The organism is Pseudoxanthomonas koreensis (assembly GCF_010093225.1).
GTDB lineage: Bacteria > Pseudomonadota > Gammaproteobacteria > Xanthomonadales > Xanthomonadaceae > Pseudoxanthomonas > Pseudoxanthomonas koreensis.
Genome location: NZ_PDWM01000005.1, coordinates 89,251 through 111,120, shown reverse-complemented (window position 1 = coordinate 111,120; position 21,870 = coordinate 89,251). Strand labels below are relative to the sequence as shown.

20 protein-coding genes are annotated in these 21,870 nt (G+C 71.0%); 7 read left to right on the top strand and 13 right to left on the bottom strand.

The features are described from left to right. Positions 1-157: 157 nt before the first annotated feature. A complete protein-coding gene (locus tag CSC64_RS03085; RefSeq protein ID WP_162433852.1) occupies positions 158-319 on the bottom strand; it encodes a hypothetical protein in 162 nt (53 codons plus the stop codon). An 87-nt stretch (positions 320-406) separates the two neighbouring features. Further along, the gene (locus tag CSC64_RS03080; protein ID WP_162433851.1) at positions 407-1,642 is read right to left on the bottom strand and encodes an HlyD family secretion protein; all 1,236 of its coding nucleotides are present in this window, start codon (positions 1,640-1,642) and stop codon (positions 407-409) included. A 292-nt stretch (positions 1,643-1,934) separates the two neighbouring features. Between CSC64_RS03080 and CSC64_RS03075 the strand changes: the two genes are divergently transcribed. Further along, entirely contained in the window at positions 1,935-2,315 is a 381-nt protein-coding gene (locus CSC64_RS03075; RefSeq protein ID WP_162433850.1) for a helix-turn-helix transcriptional regulator, read from the top strand. Positions 2,316-2,387: 72 nt separating this feature from the next. Here CSC64_RS03075 and CSC64_RS03070 read toward each other — a convergent pair whose 3' ends face one another. From CSC64_RS03070 to prmB, 9 genes are all read right to left on the bottom strand, one after another. Next, positions 2,388-3,842, bottom strand: coding sequence for a GntP family permease (locus CSC64_RS03070; RefSeq protein ID WP_162433849.1), 1,455 nt, complete (start codon positions 3,840-3,842; stop codon positions 2,388-2,390). 3 nt (positions 3,843-3,845) lie between these two features. Then, positions 3,846-4,940: a patatin-like phospholipase family protein gene (locus tag CSC64_RS03065; RefSeq protein WP_162433848.1), complete on the bottom strand. Its 1,095-nt coding sequence runs from the start codon at positions 4,938-4,940 to the stop codon at positions 3,846-3,848. A gap of 57 nt (positions 4,941-4,997) precedes the next feature. Continuing rightward, on the bottom strand, positions 4,998-5,651 hold the full coding sequence (locus CSC64_RS03060; protein WP_162433847.1) for a phosphoribosylanthranilate isomerase: 654 nt from the start codon (positions 5,649-5,651) through the stop codon (positions 4,998-5,000). Then, entirely contained in the window at positions 5,648-6,421 is a 774-nt protein-coding gene (gene truA / locus CSC64_RS03055; RefSeq protein ID WP_162433846.1) for a tRNA pseudouridine(38-40) synthase TruA, read from the bottom strand. The genes CSC64_RS03060 and truA overlap by 4 nt, the downstream gene beginning before the upstream one ends. A 17-nt stretch (positions 6,422-6,438) precedes the next feature. Beyond that, complete coding sequence (locus CSC64_RS03050; RefSeq protein WP_162433845.1) at positions 6,439-8,193, bottom strand: FimV/HubP family polar landmark protein; 1,755 nt, start codon at positions 8,191-8,193, stop codon at positions 6,439-6,441. Positions 8,194-8,441: 248 nt separating this feature from the next. Next, positions 8,442-9,467, bottom strand: a complete 1,026-nt coding sequence (locus tag CSC64_RS03045) for an aspartate-semialdehyde dehydrogenase (RefSeq protein WP_162433844.1) — start codon at positions 9,465-9,467, stop codon at positions 8,442-8,444. 115 nt (positions 9,468-9,582) lie between these two features. Then, positions 9,583-10,659 carry a 2-hydroxyacid dehydrogenase gene (locus CSC64_RS03040; protein WP_162433843.1) on the bottom strand — a complete coding sequence of 359 codons (1,077 nt, stop codon included), beginning with the start codon at positions 10,657-10,659 and terminating at the stop codon, positions 9,583-9,585. Between the two features lie 8 nt (positions 10,660-10,667). Next, positions 10,668-11,807, bottom strand: a complete 1,140-nt coding sequence (aroC, locus tag CSC64_RS03035; RefSeq protein WP_162433842.1) for a chorismate synthase — start codon at positions 11,805-11,807, stop codon at positions 10,668-10,670. Between the two features lie 124 nt (positions 11,808-11,931). Further along, positions 11,932-12,861, bottom strand: coding sequence for a 50S ribosomal protein L3 N(5)-glutamine methyltransferase (gene prmB, locus CSC64_RS03030; RefSeq protein ID WP_162433841.1), 930 nt, complete (start codon positions 12,859-12,861; stop codon positions 11,932-11,934). Positions 12,862-13,044: 183 nt separating this feature from the next. Here prmB and CSC64_RS03025 point away from each other — a divergent pair, with 183 nt between their 5' ends. Beyond that, positions 13,045-13,698, top strand: a complete 654-nt coding sequence (locus CSC64_RS03025; RefSeq protein ID WP_162433864.1) for an SCO family protein — start codon at positions 13,045-13,047, stop codon at positions 13,696-13,698. Continuing rightward, positions 13,695-14,543 carry an archaetidylserine decarboxylase gene (gene asd / locus CSC64_RS03020; protein ID WP_162433840.1) on the top strand — a complete coding sequence of 283 codons (849 nt, stop codon included), beginning with the start codon at positions 13,695-13,697 and terminating at the stop codon, positions 14,541-14,543. The genes CSC64_RS03025 and asd overlap by 4 nt, the downstream gene beginning before the upstream one ends. A gap of 719 nt (positions 14,544-15,262) precedes the next feature. Here the strand turns inward: asd and CSC64_RS03015 are convergent. Beyond that, a complete protein-coding gene (locus CSC64_RS03015) occupies positions 15,263-16,804 on the bottom strand; it encodes a transglycosylase SLT domain-containing protein (RefSeq protein WP_162433839.1) in 1,542 nt (513 codons plus the stop codon). 135 nt (positions 16,805-16,939) lie between these two features. On the opposite strand from CSC64_RS03015, the gene CSC64_RS03010 reads away from it, so the two are divergent. Both CSC64_RS03010 and greB read left to right on the top strand, forming a co-directional pair. Next, on the top strand, positions 16,940-18,463 hold the full coding sequence (locus CSC64_RS03010) for a helicase HerA-like domain-containing protein (protein WP_162433838.1): 1,524 nt from the start codon (positions 16,940-16,942) through the stop codon (positions 18,461-18,463). A gap of 8 nt (positions 18,464-18,471) precedes the next feature. After that, entirely contained in the window at positions 18,472-18,981 is a 510-nt protein-coding gene (greB, locus tag CSC64_RS03005; protein ID WP_162433837.1) for a transcription elongation factor GreB, read from the top strand. 161 nt (positions 18,982-19,142) lie between these two features. Here greB and rimO read toward each other — a convergent pair whose 3' ends face one another. Then, positions 19,143-20,513: a 30S ribosomal protein S12 methylthiotransferase RimO gene (rimO, locus tag CSC64_RS03000; RefSeq protein ID WP_162433836.1), complete on the bottom strand. Its 1,371-nt coding sequence runs from the start codon at positions 20,511-20,513 to the stop codon at positions 19,143-19,145. Positions 20,514-20,740: 227 nt separating this feature from the next. Between rimO and CSC64_RS02995 the strand changes: the two genes are divergently transcribed. Together CSC64_RS02995 and CSC64_RS02990 are read left to right on the top strand one after the other, a co-directional pair. After that, entirely contained in the window at positions 20,741-21,439 is a 699-nt protein-coding gene (locus CSC64_RS02995; RefSeq protein ID WP_162433863.1) for a dienelactone hydrolase family protein, read from the top strand. Continuing rightward, positions 21,436-21,846: an HIT family protein gene (locus CSC64_RS02990; RefSeq protein WP_162433835.1), complete on the top strand. Its 411-nt coding sequence runs from the start codon at positions 21,436-21,438 to the stop codon at positions 21,844-21,846. The genes CSC64_RS02995 and CSC64_RS02990 overlap by 4 nt, the downstream gene beginning before the upstream one ends. The last annotated feature ends 24 nt before the right edge of the window (positions 21,847-21,870 follow it).

Below are 21,870 nucleotides of genomic sequence, written 5' to 3'. Positions count from 1 at the left end.
CCGGCCTCGGCCTCACGCAGGAAGCCGATGATCTGCTCTTCGGAAAAGCGCTTCTTCACGTCCAATCTCCTCGCTTTGGGGAATTGGACTCCAGTTCGCCGTGCTACTCAAAACCGGGGGGACGTCGAACTCCTTTGCTCTACTCGAAAATAATTCATCAGCAGTCCCTGTTTGCATAGTAGGCAGCGATTGCCGCCAGCCCGATCAGTGGACTGATCACCGTGATGACAGTGAGCTCCACTTTCGTGGCAGTCGACATCTCGCATTTTTCAAGTCCACCACTCACTGCATGCAGGTCATCAATGCTCAATTCACGCATATCCCTTCCTCCTTGATCATGGATTCGCGCACACCCTGCGCCATGGGACCGGGAAAACACCCGGCAATCTCGTCGCTGCAGTGAGGATCAAACACCCCCCACCTTGCCCCTAAGCGAATAAAGCGGCTCGAACACCCATTCGATCAGCCGCCGCTCCTCGCCCAGGATGTCCGCGTCCAGCAGCATTCCAGGCCTGAGCGGTTCGGGCCGGCCGTAGGCGGTCACCGCCTGCTCGGCCAGGGCCACGGTGACGCGGTAGTACGGTTCGCCTGCTTCGCCGCCGCCCAGCGCGCTGCGGCTGATCCGCGCTACCGTGCCGGCGTGGTGGCCGAACTTCTGGTACGGATAGGCCTGGTAGCGCAGCAGCACGCGGTCGCCCGGCGCGATGAAGCCAATGGCCCGGCTGGGCGCCAGCAGCTCCGCTTCCAGCCTGCCGTCGCCCGGCAGCAGGCTCAGCAGCGGCTGGCCGGCCTGCACCGCTTGGCCCGGCTTGACCAGTTGGGTCGCCACCACGCCATCCACCGGAGCGCTCACCGCCAGCACACCCTGGGCCTGGGTCTGTACGCGCTCCTGCTCCAGCGAGGCGAGGTCGCGCTGCAGGGTTGCGGCCACGACCTGTTGCTGCCCGGGCAGTTCGCGCAGCGCCTGCTCCAACTGGGCGATGGCGCGGTGCGCGGCGCTGGCCTGGCGCTGCAGGGCCTGCACCTGGCCGGCGTAATCCAGCGCGGCCGATTGCTGCTGCTCGATCTGCAGCAGGCTCACGTAGCGGCTGTCGCGCAGCTGGTGCAGGCGTTGCAGGGTTTGGGCGGCAATCCGCGCCTGCGCCTGGCGGGTCGAGACTTCGGCTTCGGTCTGGGCCAGTTCGCGGCGTGCCGAAACCAGTTGCCGGCGCAGGCCGTCGGCCTGGGCCTGCAGTTGTTCTTGCTGGGCGTCCTGCGCCGACTGCAGGCCGGCCTGGCGCTGGGCCAGGCGCGTCTCCAGCGCCGCCTGGGTATCTCCCGCCGCGGGGGTCGCACGCGGCATCGCCACGATGGCCAAGGCCTGGCCGGCATCCACGCGCTGGCCTTCGCGGACATCGAGGCGGCCGACGACGCCCGTGGCGGGCGCGAGCACGGTAGCCAGGCCTTGCACGGGCACCAGCTGGCCGACCACGGTGGAGCGACGGGTGTAGGTCCCCAGGGCCAGGAAAGCGGCGACGGCCAGCGCCGCCAGTGCCGCGAGCAGGGTCAACAGCCACAGCCGCAACGGCTGGGCCAGCGATATCGCGCCGAGCCAACTCGTGCCGCGCGCCTCCAGCGCTTCCTTGCGGAACAGCTCCTGCATCGTTTCCTTCCCGTTCCCTGGCGATCACCCGTCCACGCTTCGATTCCGAAGCAGGGGGCGCTCCGATGCTCGCCACGGGCAGCGCATCCATCAAGCCATGCACGGGGGTGGATGCAGCCAATATCACTTGCATCCCGCCGCAGCACCCACGCGGGACAGGGCTGGGCGAGCGCATGCAAGCGCACGTGTACGGCCTTGCGCCAGTATCGCTTGCGTCCCTTTGTCCCATTGCGGCGCAACCATACGGAGCGATACCCTCTCCGTACTGCACAGGGGACGTGCGGGGGAACCCATGAAGATCTCGATGCGGATCCGCGTTGCCCGCCAGCGTGCGCGCTTGTCGCAGGAGGCGCTTGCCGCGCGCCTGGGCGTGACCCGCGGCGCGGTGGCCAACTGGGAATGCTCGGTGGGCGCGCTGCCGGCCAGTTCGCGGCTGGAGCGGCTGGCCCAGGTCACCGGGGTGTGCTTCGAATGGCTGGCGACCGGCCGCGGCCCGGTCGCCTTCCTGGCCGAGGTCGAAGACGTCCCGGCGGTGGACGCCGAACTGGTCCACGACCCGGACGAACGCCGCCTGCTGATGGCCTACCGTCTCGGCGGCAAGCAGACCCGGCGCCTGCTGCTGAACCTGGTGGAGGCGCAGTTTCCGACGACGTCGGGCAAGCGCAGCGCCTGAATCCACGTGCCATGCGGCGGCTGCCCTGCCGCGCACCCCGCTTCACGCGGCGCCGGGCCTCGGCCGCGCACCTCAGAACGAACCGAACAACGTCCCCAGCACGATCACCGCCACCAGCGCCAGGATCGGCCCGACGATGGCGGCCATGGCCAGGTCGCGATAGCTCTCGCGATGGGTGCAGCCACACACCGCCAGCAGCGTGATCACCGCGCCGTTGTGCGGCAGGCTGTCCAGCGTGCCGGCGGCGATCACCGCCACCCGGTGCATCAGCTCCGGCGACAGGCCGGTGTACTCGGCCAGCTCCATGAACGTCGGCCCCAGCGCATCGAGCGCGATGGTCAGGCCGCCCGAGGCCGAGCCGGTGAGCCCGGCCAGCACGTTGGTCGCCAGCGCCAGCGAGACCAGCGGCCCGCCGCCGACGCCCAGCACCCAGTCGCGCACCAGCGCGAACGCCGGCATCGCCGCGACCACGGCACCGAAGCCGACCAGGCTGGCGACTGCCAGGATCGGCAGCACCGAAGCGTTGGCGCCGGCGTCCACGGTGGAACGCAGCGCGGGGAAGCGGCGGAAATTGAGCGCGACCACCGCGACGATCGCCGCGGCCAGCGCCACCGAGACCGACCACACCCCGCCCACCGCCGGCAGCGTGGTCGGGCCGAAACGCGGCTCGGCCAGGAACGCAACGTCCATCCGCGGCAGCACGAACAGCGACATCAGCAGGTTCACCGCGATCACCACCACCAGCGGCGCAAACGCCGCCAGCGGCGCCGGCCGTCCCGCCTCCGGCGCACCCCGGCCCACCTCGGCCGGATCGAAGGCCTGCGCCACCGAAGCGCGCTCGCGCACCAGCCCGTCGCTGGCGACCGCATCGGACGCCAGCGGCAAGGCGTCGCCGAAACCCTCGCCCGCCGCGCGTGCGCGCGCTTCGGCCCGCCCCAGCCACCACAGCCCGAAGCCGAGCATGATCGCCGAGGCGATCACGCCGATGCCCGGCGCGGCGAACGGCGTGGTGCCGAAGAACGGCATCGGGATCGCGTTCTGGATCGCCGGCGTGCCCGGCATCGCCGACATGGTGAAGGTGGCGGTGCCCAGCATCAGCGCCGCCGGCATCAGCCGCCGCGGGATGCCGGCGCTGCGGAACAGCGCCGCGGCCATCGGCGCCAGCACGAAGAACGCCACGAACAGGCTGACCCCGCCGTAGGTCACCAGCGCACCGGCCAGCACCACCGCCAGCATCGCCCGCCGCGTGCCCAGCTTTTCGGTCATGAAAGCGGCGATGGCCGACACCGAGCCGCTGTCCTCCATCAGCTTCCCGAACAGCGCACCGAGCAGGAAGATCGGGAAGAACTGGGCGATGAAACCGGCGGCGCTGGACATGAAGGTGATCGTCCAGTGCGCCAGCAGCGGCTCGCCCGAGAACAGCGCCACCAGCAGCGCCGCCGCCGGCGCCAGCAGCAGCACGCTCCAGCCGCGATAGGACAGGAACACCAGCAGGCCAAGGCCGACGAGGATGCCGAGCAGCCCCATGGCTCAGACTCCGTCCAGCAGCACGTCGAGGTCCACCGACGAACGCTTGCCCAGGTTGCCGCCGTCGCGCTCCAGGAACGCCTCCGCCGCGCGCCGGCCCTCGGCGTGCAGCATGGTCAGGAACGCCCATTCGGCATTCATCTTCGACGAGGAATCCAGCTCGGCGGCCAGCTCGTTGCGCACCAGGTGGATGCGCATCCGCGCCCAGCGCGCGCCCTCGCAATTGCCCGCGTCCACCACCTGGCGCAGCATCGCGATCATGCGCAGCTCCTTGAGCAGGCCGGCGTTGAACGAGACCTCGTTGATCCGGTTGAGGATCTCGCGCGCGGTGGTCGGCCGCCCTTCGCGCTCGACCGGATTGATCGCCACCAGGATCGTGTCGTTGGAGTCGCAATCGCGCACCAGCGGGGTGATGGTCGGATTGCCGGAATAGCCGCCGTCCCACCAGTACTCGCCGTCCAGCTCCACCGCCTGGAACATGTTCGGCAGGCAGGCCGAGGCCAGCAGCACGTCCGGGGTCAGCTCGGCGTTGCGGAACACCCGGCCACGGCCGGTACGCACGTTGGTGGCGGTGATGAACAGCCGCGTCTTCGAGTTCGCCAGCGCCTCGAAATCGATCGAGCGCTCCAGGATGTCGCGCAGCGGATTGATCCCGAACGGATTGAGGTCGTACGGCGACCACAGCCGCGAAGCCAGGTCCATGCCCACGAACAGCGGCGAGCCCTCCAGGCTCCAGCGGCCCAGCAGCACGTCCAGCGGCCCGCGTTGCAGCGGGCTGAAGCGCGCCGCATCCGACACCGCGCGCCAGAACGCGGCCAATGCCTGCCGCGCGCCCTCGCGCCCGCCCCGGTCCAGTCCATCCACCAGCACCGCCGCGTTCATCGCTCCGGCCGAGGTGCCGGAGATGCCATCGATCTGCAGCCACTCCTCTTCCAGCAGGCGGTCGAGCACGCCCCAGGTGAAGGCGCCGTGCGCGCCGCCGCCCTGCAACGCCAGGTCGACCCGCAGCGGCGCGCGCCGCGCGCGCGAGGTCGCCTTCGCACGGACACTGGATTTCGCTGCTTTTCTGGCGGGACGCTTGCTCAGCGGAACAGGCATGAGGCGGATTCCAGGGCGAAGGGTTCGAACGCATCCGCCAGGCCACGCCTGGAGGGGCTAATCGGCCGCGCAGTCGGCCTTGCGCACTTCAGCCACGAAGCGCCGCATCTTCTCGCCGTCCTTGATCCCCGGTGCCGCCTCGATCCCGCTGGCCACGTCCACCGCCCACGGCAACGTGGCCAGGATCGCGTCGTGGACGTTGTCCGGGGTGATGCCTCCGGCCAGCACGAACGGCCGGTGCAGCCCGGTCGGGATCCGGCTCCAGTCGAACGCATGCCCGGTGCCGCCGGCGCCCCCCTTGCCATGCGAATCGAACAGGAAACCGTCGGCATTGGGCCAGCGCTGCTGCAAGGCGCGCGCGTCCCACGCCTCGCCGCCGCCCATCGGGATGGCCTTCATCCACGGCACGCGGAAACCGCGGCAGAACGCGTCGTCCTCGTCGCCATGGAACTGCAGCAGCGCCGGGCGCACCTGGCGCACCACCTCGCGCACGTCGGCGGCGGTGTTGTCGCGGAACAGCGCCACCACGCCGACCATCGGCGCCAGCGCCAGGCGCAACTGCCGCCCCTCGGCCGGCGTGATCCGGCGCGGACTGCCGTCTGCGAACACGAAGCCGACCGCGTCCACGCCCAGCTCGCCGGCCAGGCGCACGTCGCCCGGGCGGGTCATGCCGCAGAACTTGATCCGGGTGCGGTAGAGGGTGCGGTTCACAGGGTCACCTCCGCGGGCAGGCCCCATTCTGGCGGATACAGCGGACGCAGGAAGACCAGCCCCTGCGGCGGTGCCGTCGGTCCGGCCAGGGTGCGGTCGCGGCCGGCCAGCAGTTCCCCGATCCACCCTTCCGGCTGCGCTCCCGCGCCGACCTCGAGCAGCGAGCCGACGATATTGCGGACCATGTGATGGAGGAATGCATTGGCCTGGACCTCGATCTCCACCACCTCGCCGACCCGGCGCACCACGATCTCCTGCAGGTCGCGGCGTGCGTGTGGTGCCTGGCAGTGCACGGTGCGGAAGGCATTGAAGTCGTTCTCGCCCAGCAGCGCCTGCGCGGCGCGGTGCATGGCCCCTGCGTCCAGCGGACGACGTTCCCAGGCCAGCAGCGAGCGGTACAGCGCCGGGCGCACCTGGCGGTTGACCAGGCGGTAGCGGTAGCGGCGCGCGCGCGCGGAGAAGCGCGCGTTGAACTCCAGCGGCACCGGCACGCACCAGCGCACGCACACCGCCGGCGGCAGGCGGCCGCTGGTGCCCAGGGTCCAGGCACGCGGATCGCGTTCGGCGGTGCTGTCGAAATGCACCACCTGGCATTCGGCGTGGACACCGGCGTCGGTGCGGCCGGCGCAGGTGACGGTGATGGCCTGGTCGGCGACCGAGGACAGCGCGCGTTCCAGCGCAGCCTGCACGGTCGGCGGGCCCGACGGGCCCAGTCCCTGCCAGCCCTGGAAGCCGCCGCCGTCGTATTCGACGCCCAGGGCGTAACGCATGGCCGCCGCTCGTCCGCTCAGCCGATCTCGCGCAGCAGCTGGGCCGCTTCGTCGCGCGCGGACGGGTCCTGGCCGGCGGCGACTTCGTGCAGCAGGCTGCGCGCGGTGTCCACGTCGCCCAGGTCCAGGTAGGCGATCGCCAGCTCCAGGCGCTCGCGGCCGGCCGGTGCCGGGTTCAGCGGCGCCAGGCCGATCGCGGCGCCGGTGTGCCAGGCCGGCACCGCGGATGCGTCGTCCGGGTGCTGCTCGGCCGGATAGGTGGCCGCTTCGTCGCGCGGGTCGTGCGCGGGAACGGGCGCGTCGTCGTCATCGTCTTCATCGTCGACCACCGGCGCGGCCGCCTGCGGCAGCGCGGCGGCCAGTTCGGCGGCATCGAAGCCGCGCCCGCGGGCGACCGGGATCGGCATCGGCTTGGGCCGGCGCGCCAGCCACCAGGCCAGCCCGGCGAGCAGCAGCAGGCCAGCGCCGCCCCACAGCCAGGCCGGCGTAGACGCATCGCCCGCCGGCGTCGCGGCGGTGGCGGTGTTGCTGCGCGCCAGCGCCTGCTGCGCGGCGGCCAGCTCGCTGTCCTTCATCTCGATCAGCTTGAGCTGCTGCTGCTGCAGCTTCTCCATCTCCTCGACCCGGCTGCGCAGTTCCTGCAGTTCCGAGTCGCGCGTGGCCAGGTCTTCCCGGGCCTGGCGCAGTTGTTCGTTTGCCAGCATGTCGCCCTCGCCACCGGCGCCAAGTCCGGATTCAGTCGCCTGGGTACCGGCGGCCGCGACCGCCGGTGCGATTTCCAGCCGCGCGCCTGCCGTTGCGGCAGGTGCGGTCGGCGCGGCCGGCGCCGGTGCAGGTGCCGCAGCGGTGGCCGCGGGCGCCGGCGTGGTGCCGCTGTCGGCGGGCTGCACGATCGGGCGCGCCGCCTGCCGCCACTGCGCGGTCTGCTCGCGCACCAGCGCCGAGGCGCTGGCCGCATCGCCCTGTTCGAAATCGGCTGTCGCCGGCATGCGCAGCACCGCACCGCTGCGCAGGCGGTGGATGTTGCCGCCGATGAAGGCCTCGGGATTGGCGCGCAGCAGCGCCACCATGGCCTGGTCGAAACTGTGGCCGCCGCGGTCCATGCCGGCGGCGATCTGCGACAGGGTCTGGCCGCGCTCGACCCGAACCAGGGCCTCGCCCGGCGCGGCGATGGCGGGCGCCGGGCGCGGCGCGGGTGCCGGAGCGGGTGGCTGCGGCGCCGGCGCGGGTGGCACGGTGTCCACCTGCGCGGCTGCGGCGGGCGGTGCCGGCACCGGGGCCGGCTCGCGGATGATGGCGTCGGAAGGCAGCGCCTGCGGCGCTTCGATCACCGGCTGTTCGATCGCCGCGGCGGTCTGCGGCGCGGCGACCAGCGCCGAGTACTCGCGCACCAGCCGGCCCTGGCCCCAGTCGACCTCGACCAGAAAGGCCAGCGCCGGCACGTCGACCGGCGCGCTGCTGGTGACGCGCACCACCGCCCTGCCCTGGGCGTCGGCGGTGATCTCGAACTGCAGGTCGTTGACCAGCCCGGTCGGCGGCTGCAGGCCGACCCGGGCGAAGGTCTCGGGCGAGGCCAGGCGCGCGCGCGCGTTTTCCAGCTCGCCCGGCTCGTTGGAGATGATCGGGATCTCAGCGAGCAGCGGCTGACCCGGGGCCGACAGCACCCGGATCTGGCCAAGGCCAAGCGCCATCGCGCCGCCGCTGAGCAGCGACAGGCCGATCGCAAGCAACCAGTGCCACGGGCGCCTGGCGCCCCGTCCCCTCTTTTCCATGCGCCGCACTATAACGGAACGCCCCGCCATTGTAGGAGCCCACTTCAGGGGGCGACGCGACGCCGTTGGAGGACGGCGCGGTCAACGCGAATCCTCCGGGTGGGTCGCGTTGAGCGGGGCTGTGGGCCGATGCTTCCGGGTCGCCCCCTGAAGTGGGCTCCTACAGGGGGGTACGCACGGCTGAGCGCGGCGAGTCGAGCGGGATGCACCTGCCGCCGGCCAAAGCCGGGGCGGCAGGTGCGGGCGACTCAGCCTTCCCGCGCCACCAGCTCTGCCACCTGCACGGCGTTGAGCGCGGCACCCTTGCGGATGTTGTCGGAGACGATCCACAGGTTCAGGCCACGCGGGTGCGAGAAGTCCTCGCGGATGCGGCCGACGTACACCGGATCGTTGCCGGAGGCGTGGGTGACCGGGGTCGGGTAGCCGCCGGCCCTGCGCTCGTCGACCACTTCCACGCCCGGCGAGCGCTCGAGCAGTTCGCGCGCGGCCTCGGGGGTGACCTTCTTCTTCGTCTCGATCGCCACCGCCTCGGAATGGCCGAAGAACACCGGCACGCGCACCGCGGTCGGGTTCACCTGGATGCTGTCGTCGCCGAGGATCTTGCGCGTCTCCCAGACCAGCTTCATCTCTTCCTTGGTGAAGCCGTTGTCGAGGAAGTCGTCGATGTGCGGGATCAGGTTGAAGGCGATCTGCACCGGGAAGCGCTGCGGGTCGGCGTCCTGGAAGTTGAGCAGCGAGCCGGTCTGCCGGCCCAGTTCCTCCAGCGCCGAACGGCCGGCGCCGGAGACCGACTGGTAGGTGGCCACGTTGATCCGCTCGATGCCGTATTCGCGGTGCAGCGGCGCCAGCGCGACCAGCATCTGCATGGTCGAGCAGTTCGGGTTGGCGATGATGCCGCGCGGGCGCTGCTTCGCCGCTTCCGGGTTCACCTCCGACACCACCAGCGGCACGTCGTCGTCGTAGCGGAAGGCCGAGGAGTTGTCGATCACCACCGCGCCGGCGGCGGCGAACTTCGGTGCGTACTCCTTCGACACGCTGCCACCGGCGGAGAACAGGGCGATGTCCACGCCCTTGGGGTCGAACGTGGCCAGGTCGCGGACCGGCACCTTGCGGTTGCCGAACTCGACCTCGCCGCCGGCGGAGCGCTCGGAGGCCAGGGCGACGAGTTCGCCGACCGGGAACTGGCGCTCGGCCAGGATCGACAGCATGGTCTCGCCGACCGCGCCGGTGGCGCCGACGACGGCGACGGTGAAACGACGTTCTGCAGTGCTCATGGGGGTGTCTTCTTCTCGGGGATTCGGTGCGATGGCTTGCGGGTCGCGCGTTGCGCGCGTGCGGTCCGGGTTCGGGGAACCTTCCTGCCTGTGCGGACCCGGATGCTGCGTCGGGTCAGGCGGAGGTTCCCTGGCGTTTGCCGGCCGCGGTGTTGCCCGCACCGGCGCCGGTAATGGCAGCGATGCCGGCTTTGCCGGTGGTGGTCTTCGCGGTCACCGGAGTCGGCGGGTGGCCGGCGTCCGGGCCGAAGCCCAGCGCGGCCCGCAGGTTGTCCACCGCCAGCTGCACCATCGCCCGGCGCGTGGCCAGCGAGGCGCTGCCGATGTGCGGGGTCAGCACGACGTTGCGCAGCGCCAGCAGTTCCGGGCGCACGGCAGGCTCGCCTTCGTACACGTCCAGGCCGGCGGCGGCCAGGCGGCCGTTGGCGAGTGCGTCGGCCAGCGCGGGCTCGTCGACCAGGCCGCCGCGGGCGATGTTCACCAGCGTGGCGGTGGGCTTCATCTTCGCCAGCGCCGCGGCGTCGATGATGTGGTGGCTGGCCTGCGAGTACGGCAGCACCAGCACCAGGTGGTCGGCCTGCGCGAGCAGCGTGTCGAAGTCGACATGGCGGGCGCCGTGCCGGCGCTCGACGTCTTCCGGCAGACGCGAGCGGTTGTGGTACAGCACCTGCATGCCGAAGCCGTGGTGGCCGCGGCGGGCGATGGCCTGGCCGATCCGGCCCATGCCGAGGATGCCCAGGGTGCTGCCGTGGATGTCGTTGCCGAGCATGGTCGAGAACGACCACTGGCCCCACTGCCCTTCGCGCAGCCAGCGCTCCGATTCGGTGATCCGGCGCGCGGCGGCCATCAGCAGGGCGAAGCCGGTGTCGGCGGTGGTTTCGGTGAGGACATCGGGCGTGTTGGTGGCGATGACGCCGGCCGCGTCCAGGGCCGGGATGTCCAGGTTGTTGTAGCCGACGCCGACGTTGGCGATCGCGCGCAACCGCGGCGCTGCGGCCAGCTCGGTCGCGCCGATGCGTTCGTTGAGCGTGACCAGCGCGCCGTCCGCCGTGCGCAGGTGCGCGGCGACATCGGCCGGCGCGTGCGCGGTGACCTGTGCGGTTGCGTCCACCTCGCAGTGCACCGCGAGCTGGTCGACGATGTCGTCGAACAGCGGCTGCGATACCCAGACGCGGGGACGCGGAACGGCCATCGCCGTGCTCAGCCCCCCTGCCCGCTTTCGCCCGGGTCCGGGCCGACCGCGCCGCTGCCGGCGGGGATCCGCGGCGGCACCTCGCCGACGTCGCCGCACTGGGCACGGTGGCGCAGCGCCTGGTCCATCAGCACCAGGGCCCCCATCGCCTCGGCGATGGGCGTGGCGCGGATGCCGACGCAGGGATCGTGGCGGCCGGTGGTGATCACCTCGACCGGATCGCCATGCACGTCCACGGTCGGGCCCGGCAGGCGCAGGCTGGAGGTCGGCTTGAGCGCGATCGAGGCCAGCACCTGTTGCCCGGTGGAAATGCCGCCGAGGATGCCGCCGGCATGGTTGCTGGCGAAGCCACCGGGTGCGATCAGGTCGCGGTGCCGGGTGCCCTTCTGCGCCACGACATCGAAGCCGTCGCCGATCTCCACGCCCTTGACCGCATTGATGCCCATCAGCGCCGCGGCCAGTTCGCCGTCGAGCTTGCCGTAGATCGGCTCGCCCCAGCCCGGCGGCACGCCGTCGGCCACGACGGTGACGCGCGCGCCGACCGAGTCGCCGGACTTGCGCAGCGCGTCCATGTACGCCTCCAGCTCCGGCACCTGCGGCGCGTGCGGCCAGAAGAACGGGTTGTCCTCGACCGCGCTCCAGTCGAAGCCGGCTGGCTTCACTTCGCCGAGCTGGGCGAGGAAGCCACGCACGCTGACGCCATGGCGCTGCCACAACCACTTCTTCGCGATCACCGCCGCGGCCACGCGCATGGTGGTCTCGCGCGCCGAACTGCGGCCGCCGCCACGCGGGTCGCGGATGCCGTACTTCTGCCAGTAGGTGTAGTCGGCATGGCCGGGGCGGAACTGCGCGGCGATGTCCGCGTAGTCCTTGCTGCGCGCGTCGGTATTGCGCACCAGCAGCGCGATCGGGGTACCGGTGGTGCGGCCCTCGTACACGCCGGAGAGGATCTCGACCTCGTCGGCCTCGCGCCGCGCCGAGGTGTGGCGGCTCTTGCCGGTGGCGCGGCGCTGCAGGTCGTGGGCGAATTCCTCCGCGGCGATCTCCAGCCCCGGCGGGCAGCCGTCGACCACGCAGCCGATGGCCGGGCCGTGCGATTCGCCGAAGGTGGTGACCGACAACAGCTTGCCGAAGGTGTTGCTGCTCAAGGCGCGCCCCGCGCATGGATCCGGTGGAGGACGGGCAAGGATCGCATATCGGCGGGCTCTGCTGCAGTGCGGCAGGCGGGCCGGAAATGTTGCCGCGGTAACGGTTGCGGCCTCCGCGCCGGACTCAGGCTCGCGCGGCGGCCAGCTCGGCGATGCGCGCGTTGTGCGCGATCAGGTCGCGGCATTCCACCGCGAAGATGCCCATCTGCCCGACCTTGAACTCGATCCAGGCCAGGTCCAGTTCCGGCAGCAGCTTCACCAGGTGCCGCTCCGATTCGCCGACCTCGCAGATGAGCAGGCCGTCCTCGGACAGGTGGATCGGGGCGTCGCGCAGGATCTTCAGCACCAGGTCCAGTCCGTCCGGGCCGGCGCGCAGGCCCAGTTCGGGCTCGTACGAATATTCCTTCGGCAGCGCGTCGGTTTCGTCGTCGGTGACGTACGGCGGGTTGGTGACGATCAGGTCGTAGTGGCGGCCGGTCAGGCCGGCGAACAGGTCGGACTTGAGCAGGGTGACGTTGTCGGCATGCAGCCGCGCCTTGTTCTCGGCGGCCAGCGCCAGCGCGTCGTCGCTGATGTCCACGCCGTCGACCTGCCAGTCCGGGTTGTGGTGGCCCATGGCAATGGCAATGCAGCCCGAGCCGGTGCACAGGTCCAGCGCGCGGCGCACTTCGCGCCCGCCCAGCCACGGCTCGAAGCCGCCTTCGATCAGCTCGGCGATCGGCGAACGCGGCACCAGCGCGCGCGCGTCGGACTTGAAGCTCAGCCCGGCGAACCAGGCCTCGCCGGTCAGGTAGGCGGCGGGCACGCGCTCGTCGATGCGGCGCTGGAACAGGGCCAGGATGGCGCGCTTCTCCGCGGTGGTCAGCCGCGACTGCCCGTAGACCGGGCTGAGGTCGTGCGGCAGGTGCAGCGCGTGCAGGACCAGCTGGGTCGCCTCGTCCATGGCGTTGTCGTAGCTGTGGCCGAAGGTCAGCCCGGCCTGGTTGAAGCGGCTGCCGCCGTAGCGGATCAGGTCGATGATCGTGTGCAGCTCGGCGGCCGGGTCGGCGGTCATGGCGCGGCGCCGCACGGGCGGCTGGGTCGGAAGGGGCGGGAATTATAGGCCAGGCGGTGCGTGGCCACGTTCCGGGCCGCTCCAGGGCCGTGCCGTTCCCCGCGTTGCGCATCCCGCTCACCGGCCGGCCGCGCCCGGGCCGGTATCATGGCCGGCCACGACGCCGCCCCGGACCACCCGCGCATGTTCAACCGCACTTCCGTCTACATCCTGGTCGCCGCGCTGTTCGCCGGCCTCGGGCTGCTGGCCGCCTACCGGTTCCTCGGCGCGGACAACGCGCCCGCCGCGCCTGCGCTGCAGACCGTCACCCTGCTGCCGCAGCCGCGCGAGCTGCCGGCCTTCAACCTGCGCCAGTCCGACGGCACGCCGCTGGTCGCGGGCGAACTGGCCGGGCACTGGACCCTGGCGTTCCTCGGCTTCACCTTCTGCCCGGACGTGTGCCCGACCACCCTGTCCGAACTGGCGCAGGCGCAGAAGCAGTGGCAGTCCCTGCCTGAATCGACCCGCCCGCGCGTGCTGTTCGTGTCGGTGGACCCCGAGCGCGACACTCCGGGCAAGGCCGGCGAGTACGCGCACGCGTTCCATCCGGACACCCTGGCCGCGACAGCGGACGTGCCGGCGCTGGAGAAGTTCGCCACCTCGATCGGCTTCGTGTTCATGAAGGTGCCCGGGAGGAACTTCGACCGGAACCCGCAGGACTACAGCGTCGATCACTCGGCCAACATCGCCCTGCTCGACCCGCAGGGCCGCCTGGCCGGACTGATCCGCCCGCCATTCCAGCCGCAGGCGATTGCTGACGACCTGGCCCGGCTGACCGCAGCGGAGCGCGCACCTTGAGCCTGGTGACCGCGCTGACCCGGGTGCTGCCGCACCGCATGCTGTCGTCGATCGCGCGCAGCGCGGCGTATTCGCAGGACCCGTGGCTGAAGCAGGCGCTGATCGACACCGTGGTGCGCCGATTCGGCGTGGACCTGGCGGAGGCGGCACAGCCGGATGCGACCGCCTACCCGACCTTCAATGCATTCTTCACCCGCGCGCTGAAGCCCGGCGCGCGCACGCCCGATCCGGATCCGCGCGCGCTGCTGATGCCGGCCGACGGCCACATCAGCCAGCTCGGCGCGATCGAGGCCGACGGGCGCATCTTCCAGGCCAAGGGCCGCTCGTTCACCGCCGCCCAGCTGCTGGGCGACATGCAGGCGGCGCGCGTGTTCGCCGGCGGCAGTTTCGCCACCGTGTACCTGTCGCCGCGCGACTACCACCGCGTGCACATGCCGTGGACCGGCACGCTGCGCGAGACCGTGCACGTGCCGGGACGGCTGTTCAGCGTGGGCACGGCGGCGGTGCGTGGCGTGTCCGGCCTGTTCGCGCGCAACGAGCGGCTGGTGTGCCACTTCGACACCGATTTCGGGCCGATGGCGTCGGTGATGGTCGGGGCGCTGCTGGTGTCGGGGGTGGAAACGGTGTGGAGCGGGGTCGAGATCCCCGACTACGCCGACGAGGTCGTGCGCAAGGACTGGCGGGGCAAGGGCATCGTGCTGGAGCGCTTCGCCGAGATGGCGCGCTTCAACTACGGCTCCACGGTGATCGTGCTGCTGCCCCCGGGCGCGGCGACGCTGGCACCGGGGCTGGACGCGGAATCGCCGGTGAAACTGGGGCAGGCGCTGGCCTACCGCAGAGGCTGACGCGGGTGTCGTAGCGGGGGCGGGTGTCGTCGCAAGGGCAACTGCAACTGCAAAGGCCTGGCTCGCGTGCTTCGGGGGGAGTCCGCCGTTGCAGCGGGGTATGGCCCACCCTTCGGGACGACATCCTGTCTTTACTCAGGGCCGTGGCACATCCATGTGCCACTTGGGCCATACCCCACTGCAACGACGGCCTTCGGGCACGTTGGGGCATGCGCCGTGCGGTTCGACCTGCGCTGCAAGCAACAGCGGAATCGCCAGCACTCGTTGCGCTCTTCTGTAGGAGCCCACTTCAGGGGGCGACCCGACGCTACCTGGAGACGCCACGGTCAACGCGCAATCTCCGGAATGCCCGCGTCAAATGCTTCTGCGATCCAGCGCTTCCGGGTCGCCCCCTGAAGTGGGCTCCTACAGGAAGTAAAGGCGATCGGGTCGGGAACGGGATTTGTCTGTTCCCGAACCGCAGGCGCGAACCCGAACGCGCCTGAAGGCCGTCGGCGCATGGGGGCATGGACCAAGTGGCACATGGATGTGCCACGGCCCCTCGTAAAGACAGGATGTCGTCCCGAGGGGTTGGCCATGCCCCCATGCGCCGGCGGACTCCGTCCGGAGCCAACGACACCCGCCGCCTTTGTCTCGATTTCGCCTTGCCTTGCGTTGCCTTCCCGCCTGCCTGCGTACCTGCGTACCTGCGTACCTGCGGTTGCAGGTTGCAGTCCGTCCTAGCCGCTGCAGCCTTCCAGCTTCAGCTGCTGGCCCACGCGCACGCTGTAGCCGGGGGCCTTGAGCGCGTTGGCGCGGGCCAGGGATTTCAGGTCGCAGCCGTAGCGCTGCGCGATCCGGTTGAGGGTGTCGCCCTTGGCCACCTTGTGGTTGCGGGCCTTCGGCTTCTTCGCCGCTGGCGCCGGCTGCGGCGCGACCTCGCTCGGCAACTGGGTCACGTCGCCCACCGCCACGTTGCCCGCCGGCCCGTCGCGCACGATCGCCGTGTTGACGTCGGCGTTGACCAGCGCACGCGCCAGGTTCGCGCGCGCACCACTGGCGCAATGCCGGTGGTACAGGCCCGCGATCCGGGTGGTCGCGTTGAGCGTGGTCCCCGCCGGGATCCAGACCTCGGCCTCGTAGCGCGGGTTTAGGTTGCGCAGCGTGCGCATGTAGCCGTCGCGCGTGCCGCTGTTGCCCAGGCAGATCGTCAGCTCGTAGATGCTCGCCGCGCGCGACAGCTTGAACGTCGCCGGATGCGCGTCGACCTTCGGGAACACCACCCCGTACTGGCGCGGGTGCAGGAAGATCCATGCCGCGGCGACCACCATCGGCACGTAGTCGCGGGTCTCGGCCGGGAACTGGTCGTAGACCGAGGCGTTCCAGAAACCGCTGCCGCCGCTGGCGCGGTGCACGCGCAGCGCCCTGCCCTCGCCGCCGTTGTAGCCGGCCAGCGACAGTTCCAGGTCGTTGTTGAGCTGCTGCAGGCGCTCGTTGAGGTAGGCGGCGCTGGCCATCGCCGCGCTGCGCGGGTCGTAGCGGCTGTCGAAGCCGGTGCCGTCCGGGCCCAGGCCGAAGCGGCGGCCGGTGGCCGGCATGAACTGCAGCGGGCCGGCGGCGCCGGCGCGCGAAGTGGCGTGCACGCGGCCGTTGGATTCCTTGGCCATGATCCCGAACAGCAGCGCCTCGGGCAGGCCGCGGCGCTCGAACTCCGGCCACATCAGGTGGCGCATGTACTGGTAGTTCTCGTAGCTGTTCATCAGCGCCGGGCGCATGTCGGTCAGCCAGCGGCGGATGCCGGCCTGGATCGCCGGGTTGTACTCGACCATGCGGTCGAAGGCGTGGCGGCGGTCGTCGCCCAGCAGGGTGAGGGTGCGCGCGGCCTCGGGGATGTCGGCGGCCAGCGCGGTGTCGGCCTCGAGCAGTTCGTCCTCGCCCGGGTCTTCATCGTCGGCCGCATCGACCTCGGCCTTGAGCAACCGCTTCCAGGCCGCGAGCAGGTCCGACATCGGGCAGCCCTTCTGCTTCGTGCAGGCGGCGACCACGTCCTCCATGTCCTCCAGCGCGGCGTTGCCCTCGTCCATGCCGCGGGGATCGCCGTTGCCGGCCAGGACCAGGGCGTCGCGGTAACGCTGCTCGGCGGCGGACATGCGCTGGACTAGTACGTCGGCGGCGGCCTTGTCCTTCGCGGACACCCGTTGCGCCAGCGCGGACGGGGACAGGCAGAGCAGGAACAGGAGCGCGGCCAGCGGCCGGCGATAACGCACGAAAACGGAGAACATCGGACACGACATCAGCAGCAGGAACGTTGGGCAGGGTAGCCGCCGCCGGCACCGGGCGGCAAGCCGCGCCCTGCCACCGGCCCACCCCGCTAGAATCCCCTGCAACCGCGGCCGACTGCCGCCACGAGGCGATCAATGGATCCGATCCTGCTGGGCAAGGGCATCACCGACGACATCCCGGTCCACCTGCTGCCGAAATACGGCAACCGCCACGGCCTGGTCGCCGGCGCCACCGGCACCGGCAAGACCGTGACCCTGATGACCCTGGCCGAGGGCTTCTCACGGATCGGCGTGCCGGTGTTCATGGCCGACGTGAAGGGCGACGTGGCCGGGCTGGCGGTGGCCGGCGACGGCAACGAGAAGCTGCTGCAGCGCGCGGCCGAGCTGGGCGTGGAAGGCTATGCGCCTGCGGCCAGCCCGGTGCTGTTCTGGGACCTGTACGGCAGGCTCGGCCATCCGGTGCGGACCACGGTCAGCGAGATGGGCCCGACCCTGCTCTCGCGCATCCTGGAGCTGAACGACACCCAGGCCGGGATCCTGGACATCGTGTTCAAGCTGGCCGACGACCGCGGCCTGCTGCTGCTGGACATAGACGACCTGCGCGCCCTGCTCAACCTGGTCGCCGAGGAGCGCAAGGACGTTTCCACCGAATACGGCCTGGTCAGCGCGCAGTCGGTGGCGGCGATCCAGCGCGCGCTGCTGCGGCTGTCGCAGGATGGCGGCGAAGGCTTCTTCGGCGAGCCGGCCCTGGAGCTGGCCGACATCATGCGGGTCAACCACGACGGCCGCGGCGTGATCGGCATCCTCGCCGCCGACCAGCTGGTGCTGAAGCCGCGGCTATACGCGACCTTCCTGCTGTGGCTGCTGTCGGAGCTGTTCGAGAACCTGCCCGAAGTCGGCGACCTGGAGAAGCCGAAGCTGGCCTTCATCTTCGATGAGGCGCACCTGCTGTTCGACGATGCGCCGGCGGCGCTGCAGCAGCGCATCGAGCAGGTGGTGCGGCTGATCCGTTCCAAGGGCGTGGGTGTGTACTTCTGCTCGCAGTTCCCGGACGACGTGCCCGACAACATCCTCGGCCAGCTCGGCAACCGCGTGCAGCACGCGCTGCGCGCCTATACGCCGCGCGACCAGAAGGCGGTGAAGACCGCGGCCGAGACCTTCGTGCCGAACCCGAAGCTGGATGTCGCCGCGACCCTGTCGCAGCTGGGCACCGGCGAGGCGCTCGTTTCCACCCTGCAGGAAAAGGGCGTGCCCTCGCCCGTGCAGCAGACGAAGATCGCGCCGCCGCGTTGCCGGATGGGTGCGATCACCGACGCCGAGCGCGCCGGGGTGCGTGCCGGCAGCCCGGTCGGGGCGAAGTACGACCAGGCGGTGGACCGCGAATCGGCGGCCGAAAAACTGGCCGCCCGCGCCCAGGCCGCGAGCGATGCCGCGCAGGCGCCGCCGGCGCGCGGCACCGGTGGTGGCGCGGCGCGTGGCGGGCGCGCGCAGCCGCAACAGGAGGAAGGCGGCTTCGGCAAGGCGGTCAGCGACGTCCTGTTCGGCACCGGCCGCCGCCAAGGCGTGATCGAGGCTTCCAGCAAGCAGGCCGCGCGCACCATCACCAACCAGATCGTGCGCGGCATCCTAGGCGGCATCTTCGGCGGCAAGAAACGCTGAAACCCGACATGTCCCGCTGGCGTCCGCCACCCGAGAAGAGCACCGCGCTGATCACCCGCGCCGGCCACGACCGGCTCAAGGCCGAGCTCGACGAGCTGTGGCGGGTGAAGCGGCCGGAAGTGGTGAAGGCGCTGGCCGCGGCCGCCGCCGAAGGCGACCGCTCGGAGAATGCCGAGTACACCTACCGCAAGAAGCAGCTCGGCGAGATCGACCGGCGCGTGCGCTACCTGGGCAAGCGGGTGCCGGCGCTGAAGGTGGTCGAGCAGGCGCCCTCGGATCCGGATGCGGTGTTCTTCGGCGCCTGGGTGGAGCTTGAACGCGTGGACAGCGGCGCGCTGGCGCGCTACCGCATCGTCGGCCCGGACGAGACCGACGCCCAGGCCGGCTGGATCAGCATCGATTCGCCGCTGGCGCGGGCGCTGCTGAAGAAGCGCATCGACGACGAGGTCGAAGCGCAGCTGCCCGGCGGCCCGGCGCGGTTCGCCATCGTCGCCGTCGAGTACCCGGACCCCTCGTGACCCCCCTGTAGGAGCCCACTTCAGGGGGCGACCCGACGGACCAGGATCACAGCCACGTACAAAGCGACCGATCCGGCGGCTGCGCGTTGTACGCGGCACAATCCGGTGGAATCGGGTCGCCCCCTGAAGTGGGCTCCTACAGGGGACGCCGGTCGTGGAGGTCAGACCAGGCGCAGGCCCAGCGGCGAGGCGTCGCCGGCGGTTCCGGCGTATTCCACCTCGCCGTACAGGTCGTGCTCGTCGCTGCCCATGATCCGCACGTCGACGAATTCGCCGACCTGCAGGCCGGCATCGCGGCCGTCCTGGATCTGGACCACGCCGTCGATCTCTGGCGCGTCAGCCATCGAGCGGGCGATCGCCAGCTCGCCGTCCAGCACGTCGACCAGGCAACGCTGCACGCTGCCGACCTTGGCCTCCAGCCGCGCGGCCGAGATCTCGCCCTGGCGCTCCATGAAACGCGCCAGGCGCTCCTGCTTCACCTCTTCCGGCACCGGATCGGGCAGCGCGTTGGCCGCTGCGCCGTCCACCGGCGAGTAGGCGAAGGCGCCGACGCGGTCCAGCTGCGCCTCATCGAGGAAGTCGAGCAGCTCCTCGAACTCGGCCTCGGTCTCGCCGGGGAAGCCGACGATGAAGGTCGAGCGCAGGGTCAGCTCAGGGCACATCGCGCGCCAGCGCTGGACGCGCTCCAGGGTCTTGTCGACCGCGCCGGGACGCTTCATCAGCCTGAGCACGCGCGGGCTGGCGTGCTGGAACGGGATGTCCAGGTACGGAAGGATCTTCCCCTCCGCCATCAGCGGCACCACGTCGTCCACGTGCGGATACGGATAGACGTAATGCAGGCGGGTCCAGGCATCGAGCTCGGACAGGCCCTCACACAGCGCCTTCATCCGGGTCTGGTACTCGCGGCCGCGCCAGCTGCGCGCGGCGTACTTCAGGTCCACGCCGTAGGCCGAGGTGTCCTGCGACACCACCAGCAGTTCGCGCACGCCGCCCTTCACCAGCCGCTCGGCCTCGCGCAGCACCTCGTCGACCGGGCGCGACACCAGGTCGCCGCGCATCGACGGGATGATGCAGAAGCTGCAGCGATGGTTGCAGCCTTCGGAAATCTTCAGGTAGGCGTAGTGGTGCGGGGTCAGCTTGATCCCGTAGTCCGGCACCAGGTCGACGAACGGGTCGTGTCTGGGCGGCAGCGCCTTGTGCACCGCTTCCATCACGCTGCCGTAGTCCTGCGGGCCGGAGACCGAGAGTACGTCCGGGTACTGCTCGCGGATCAGTTCCGAGCGCTTGCCCAGGCAGCCGGTGACGATGACCTTGCCGTTCTCGTTCATCGCCTCGCCGATGGCATCCAGCGATTCGGCCACCGCCGAGTCGATGAAGCCGCAGGTGTTGACCACCACCACGTCGGCGTCGTCGTAGCTGGGGACCAGGTCGTAGCCTTCCACCCGCAGCTGGGTGAGGATGCGTTCGGAATCGACCAGCGCCTTCGGGCAGCCGAGGCTGACGAAGCCGACTTTGGGGTTCTGCAGGGACATGGGGCGTTGGACTGGCTGCCGGGAGGGTGGCGGGCCCGGCACCGCCGGGGCGCGGAATTATACCGGCCGCGCCTGTACCGCCCCGGACCACCGCCCCGCCGCCGCCTTCATGGGATGGGGCGTCCCCGCTGCCCTGCCCCCATCGGCAAGCCGGCGGGGCAGCCGGCACGTCCGGCCCTGCAAAGACGGAGCCCATAATGGGGCCCGACCGAACCAGGGAGCAGGCCATGGGCCAGTGGATCCAGCTCGACACCCCCGCCGGCAGCATCGCCGCCTGGCAGGCCGACCCGCCCGGCGCGCCGAAAGCCGGCCTGGTCGTGGTCCAGGAGATCTTCGGCGTCAATCCGCACATCCGCGAGGTGGCCGACGGCTATGCCGCCGAAGGCTACGCGGTCCTGGCGCCGGCGTTCTTCGACCCGGTCGAACGCGGCGTGGAGCTGGGCTACGACGAGGCCGGCTTCGCCCGCGGCCGCGAACTGGTCGGGCAACTGGGCATGGATCGTGCGCTGGCGATCGTCGAATCCGCCGCGGCACGCCTGCGCACGCACCTGGCTGCGCTGCAGGCGAACACCGCGGTGGGCACGGTCGGCTACTGCTGGGGCGGCACCGTGGCGATGCTCTCGGCGCTGGAGCTGGGCCTGCCCTCGGTCAGCTACTACGGCGCGCGCAACCTGCCCTGCCTCGACGATCCGGCGCGGGTGGCCTCACCGAAGGCGCCGGTGATGTTCCACTTCGGCGAACACGATTCCTCGATCGCGCCCGAGGCCGTCGAGGCCCACCGGCAGCGCCTGCCCTCCATGCCGGTGTTCACCTACCCGGCCGGCCACGCCTTCAACCGCGACGTCGACCCGAAGGCCTACGACAAGGACAGCGCACGGCTGGCGCGCGAACGCAGCGTGGCCTTCCTCGCGGAGCACCTGCAATGAGCGGGGCCTTCGAACTCGATCCGCGCCTGGCCGCCGACAGCGTGTTCATCGCCGACGGCCCGCTCTCCCAGGTGCGGCTGATGGACGACACCCGCTTCCCCTGGCTGCTGCTGGTGCCGCGCGTATCCGGCGCCACCGAGTGGATCGAGCTGGACGGCGGCCAGCAGCGCCTGCTGCTGGCCGAGATCAACCAGGTCTCGCACCTGCTGCGCGCCGAAGCAGGCGTGGAAAAACTCAACATCGGTGCGCTCGGCAACATCGTGCGCCAGCTGCACGTGCACCTGGTCGGCCGCCATGCCGGCGACGCGGCCTGGCCCGGCCCGGTCTGGGGCAGCGGCGCGGCGGTGCGCCACGAAGCCGATGCGCTCGCCGCGCTCACCGCGGCGTGGCGTTCGCGGCTAGGATAGGCGCCCGTCCGCAATCACGAATCC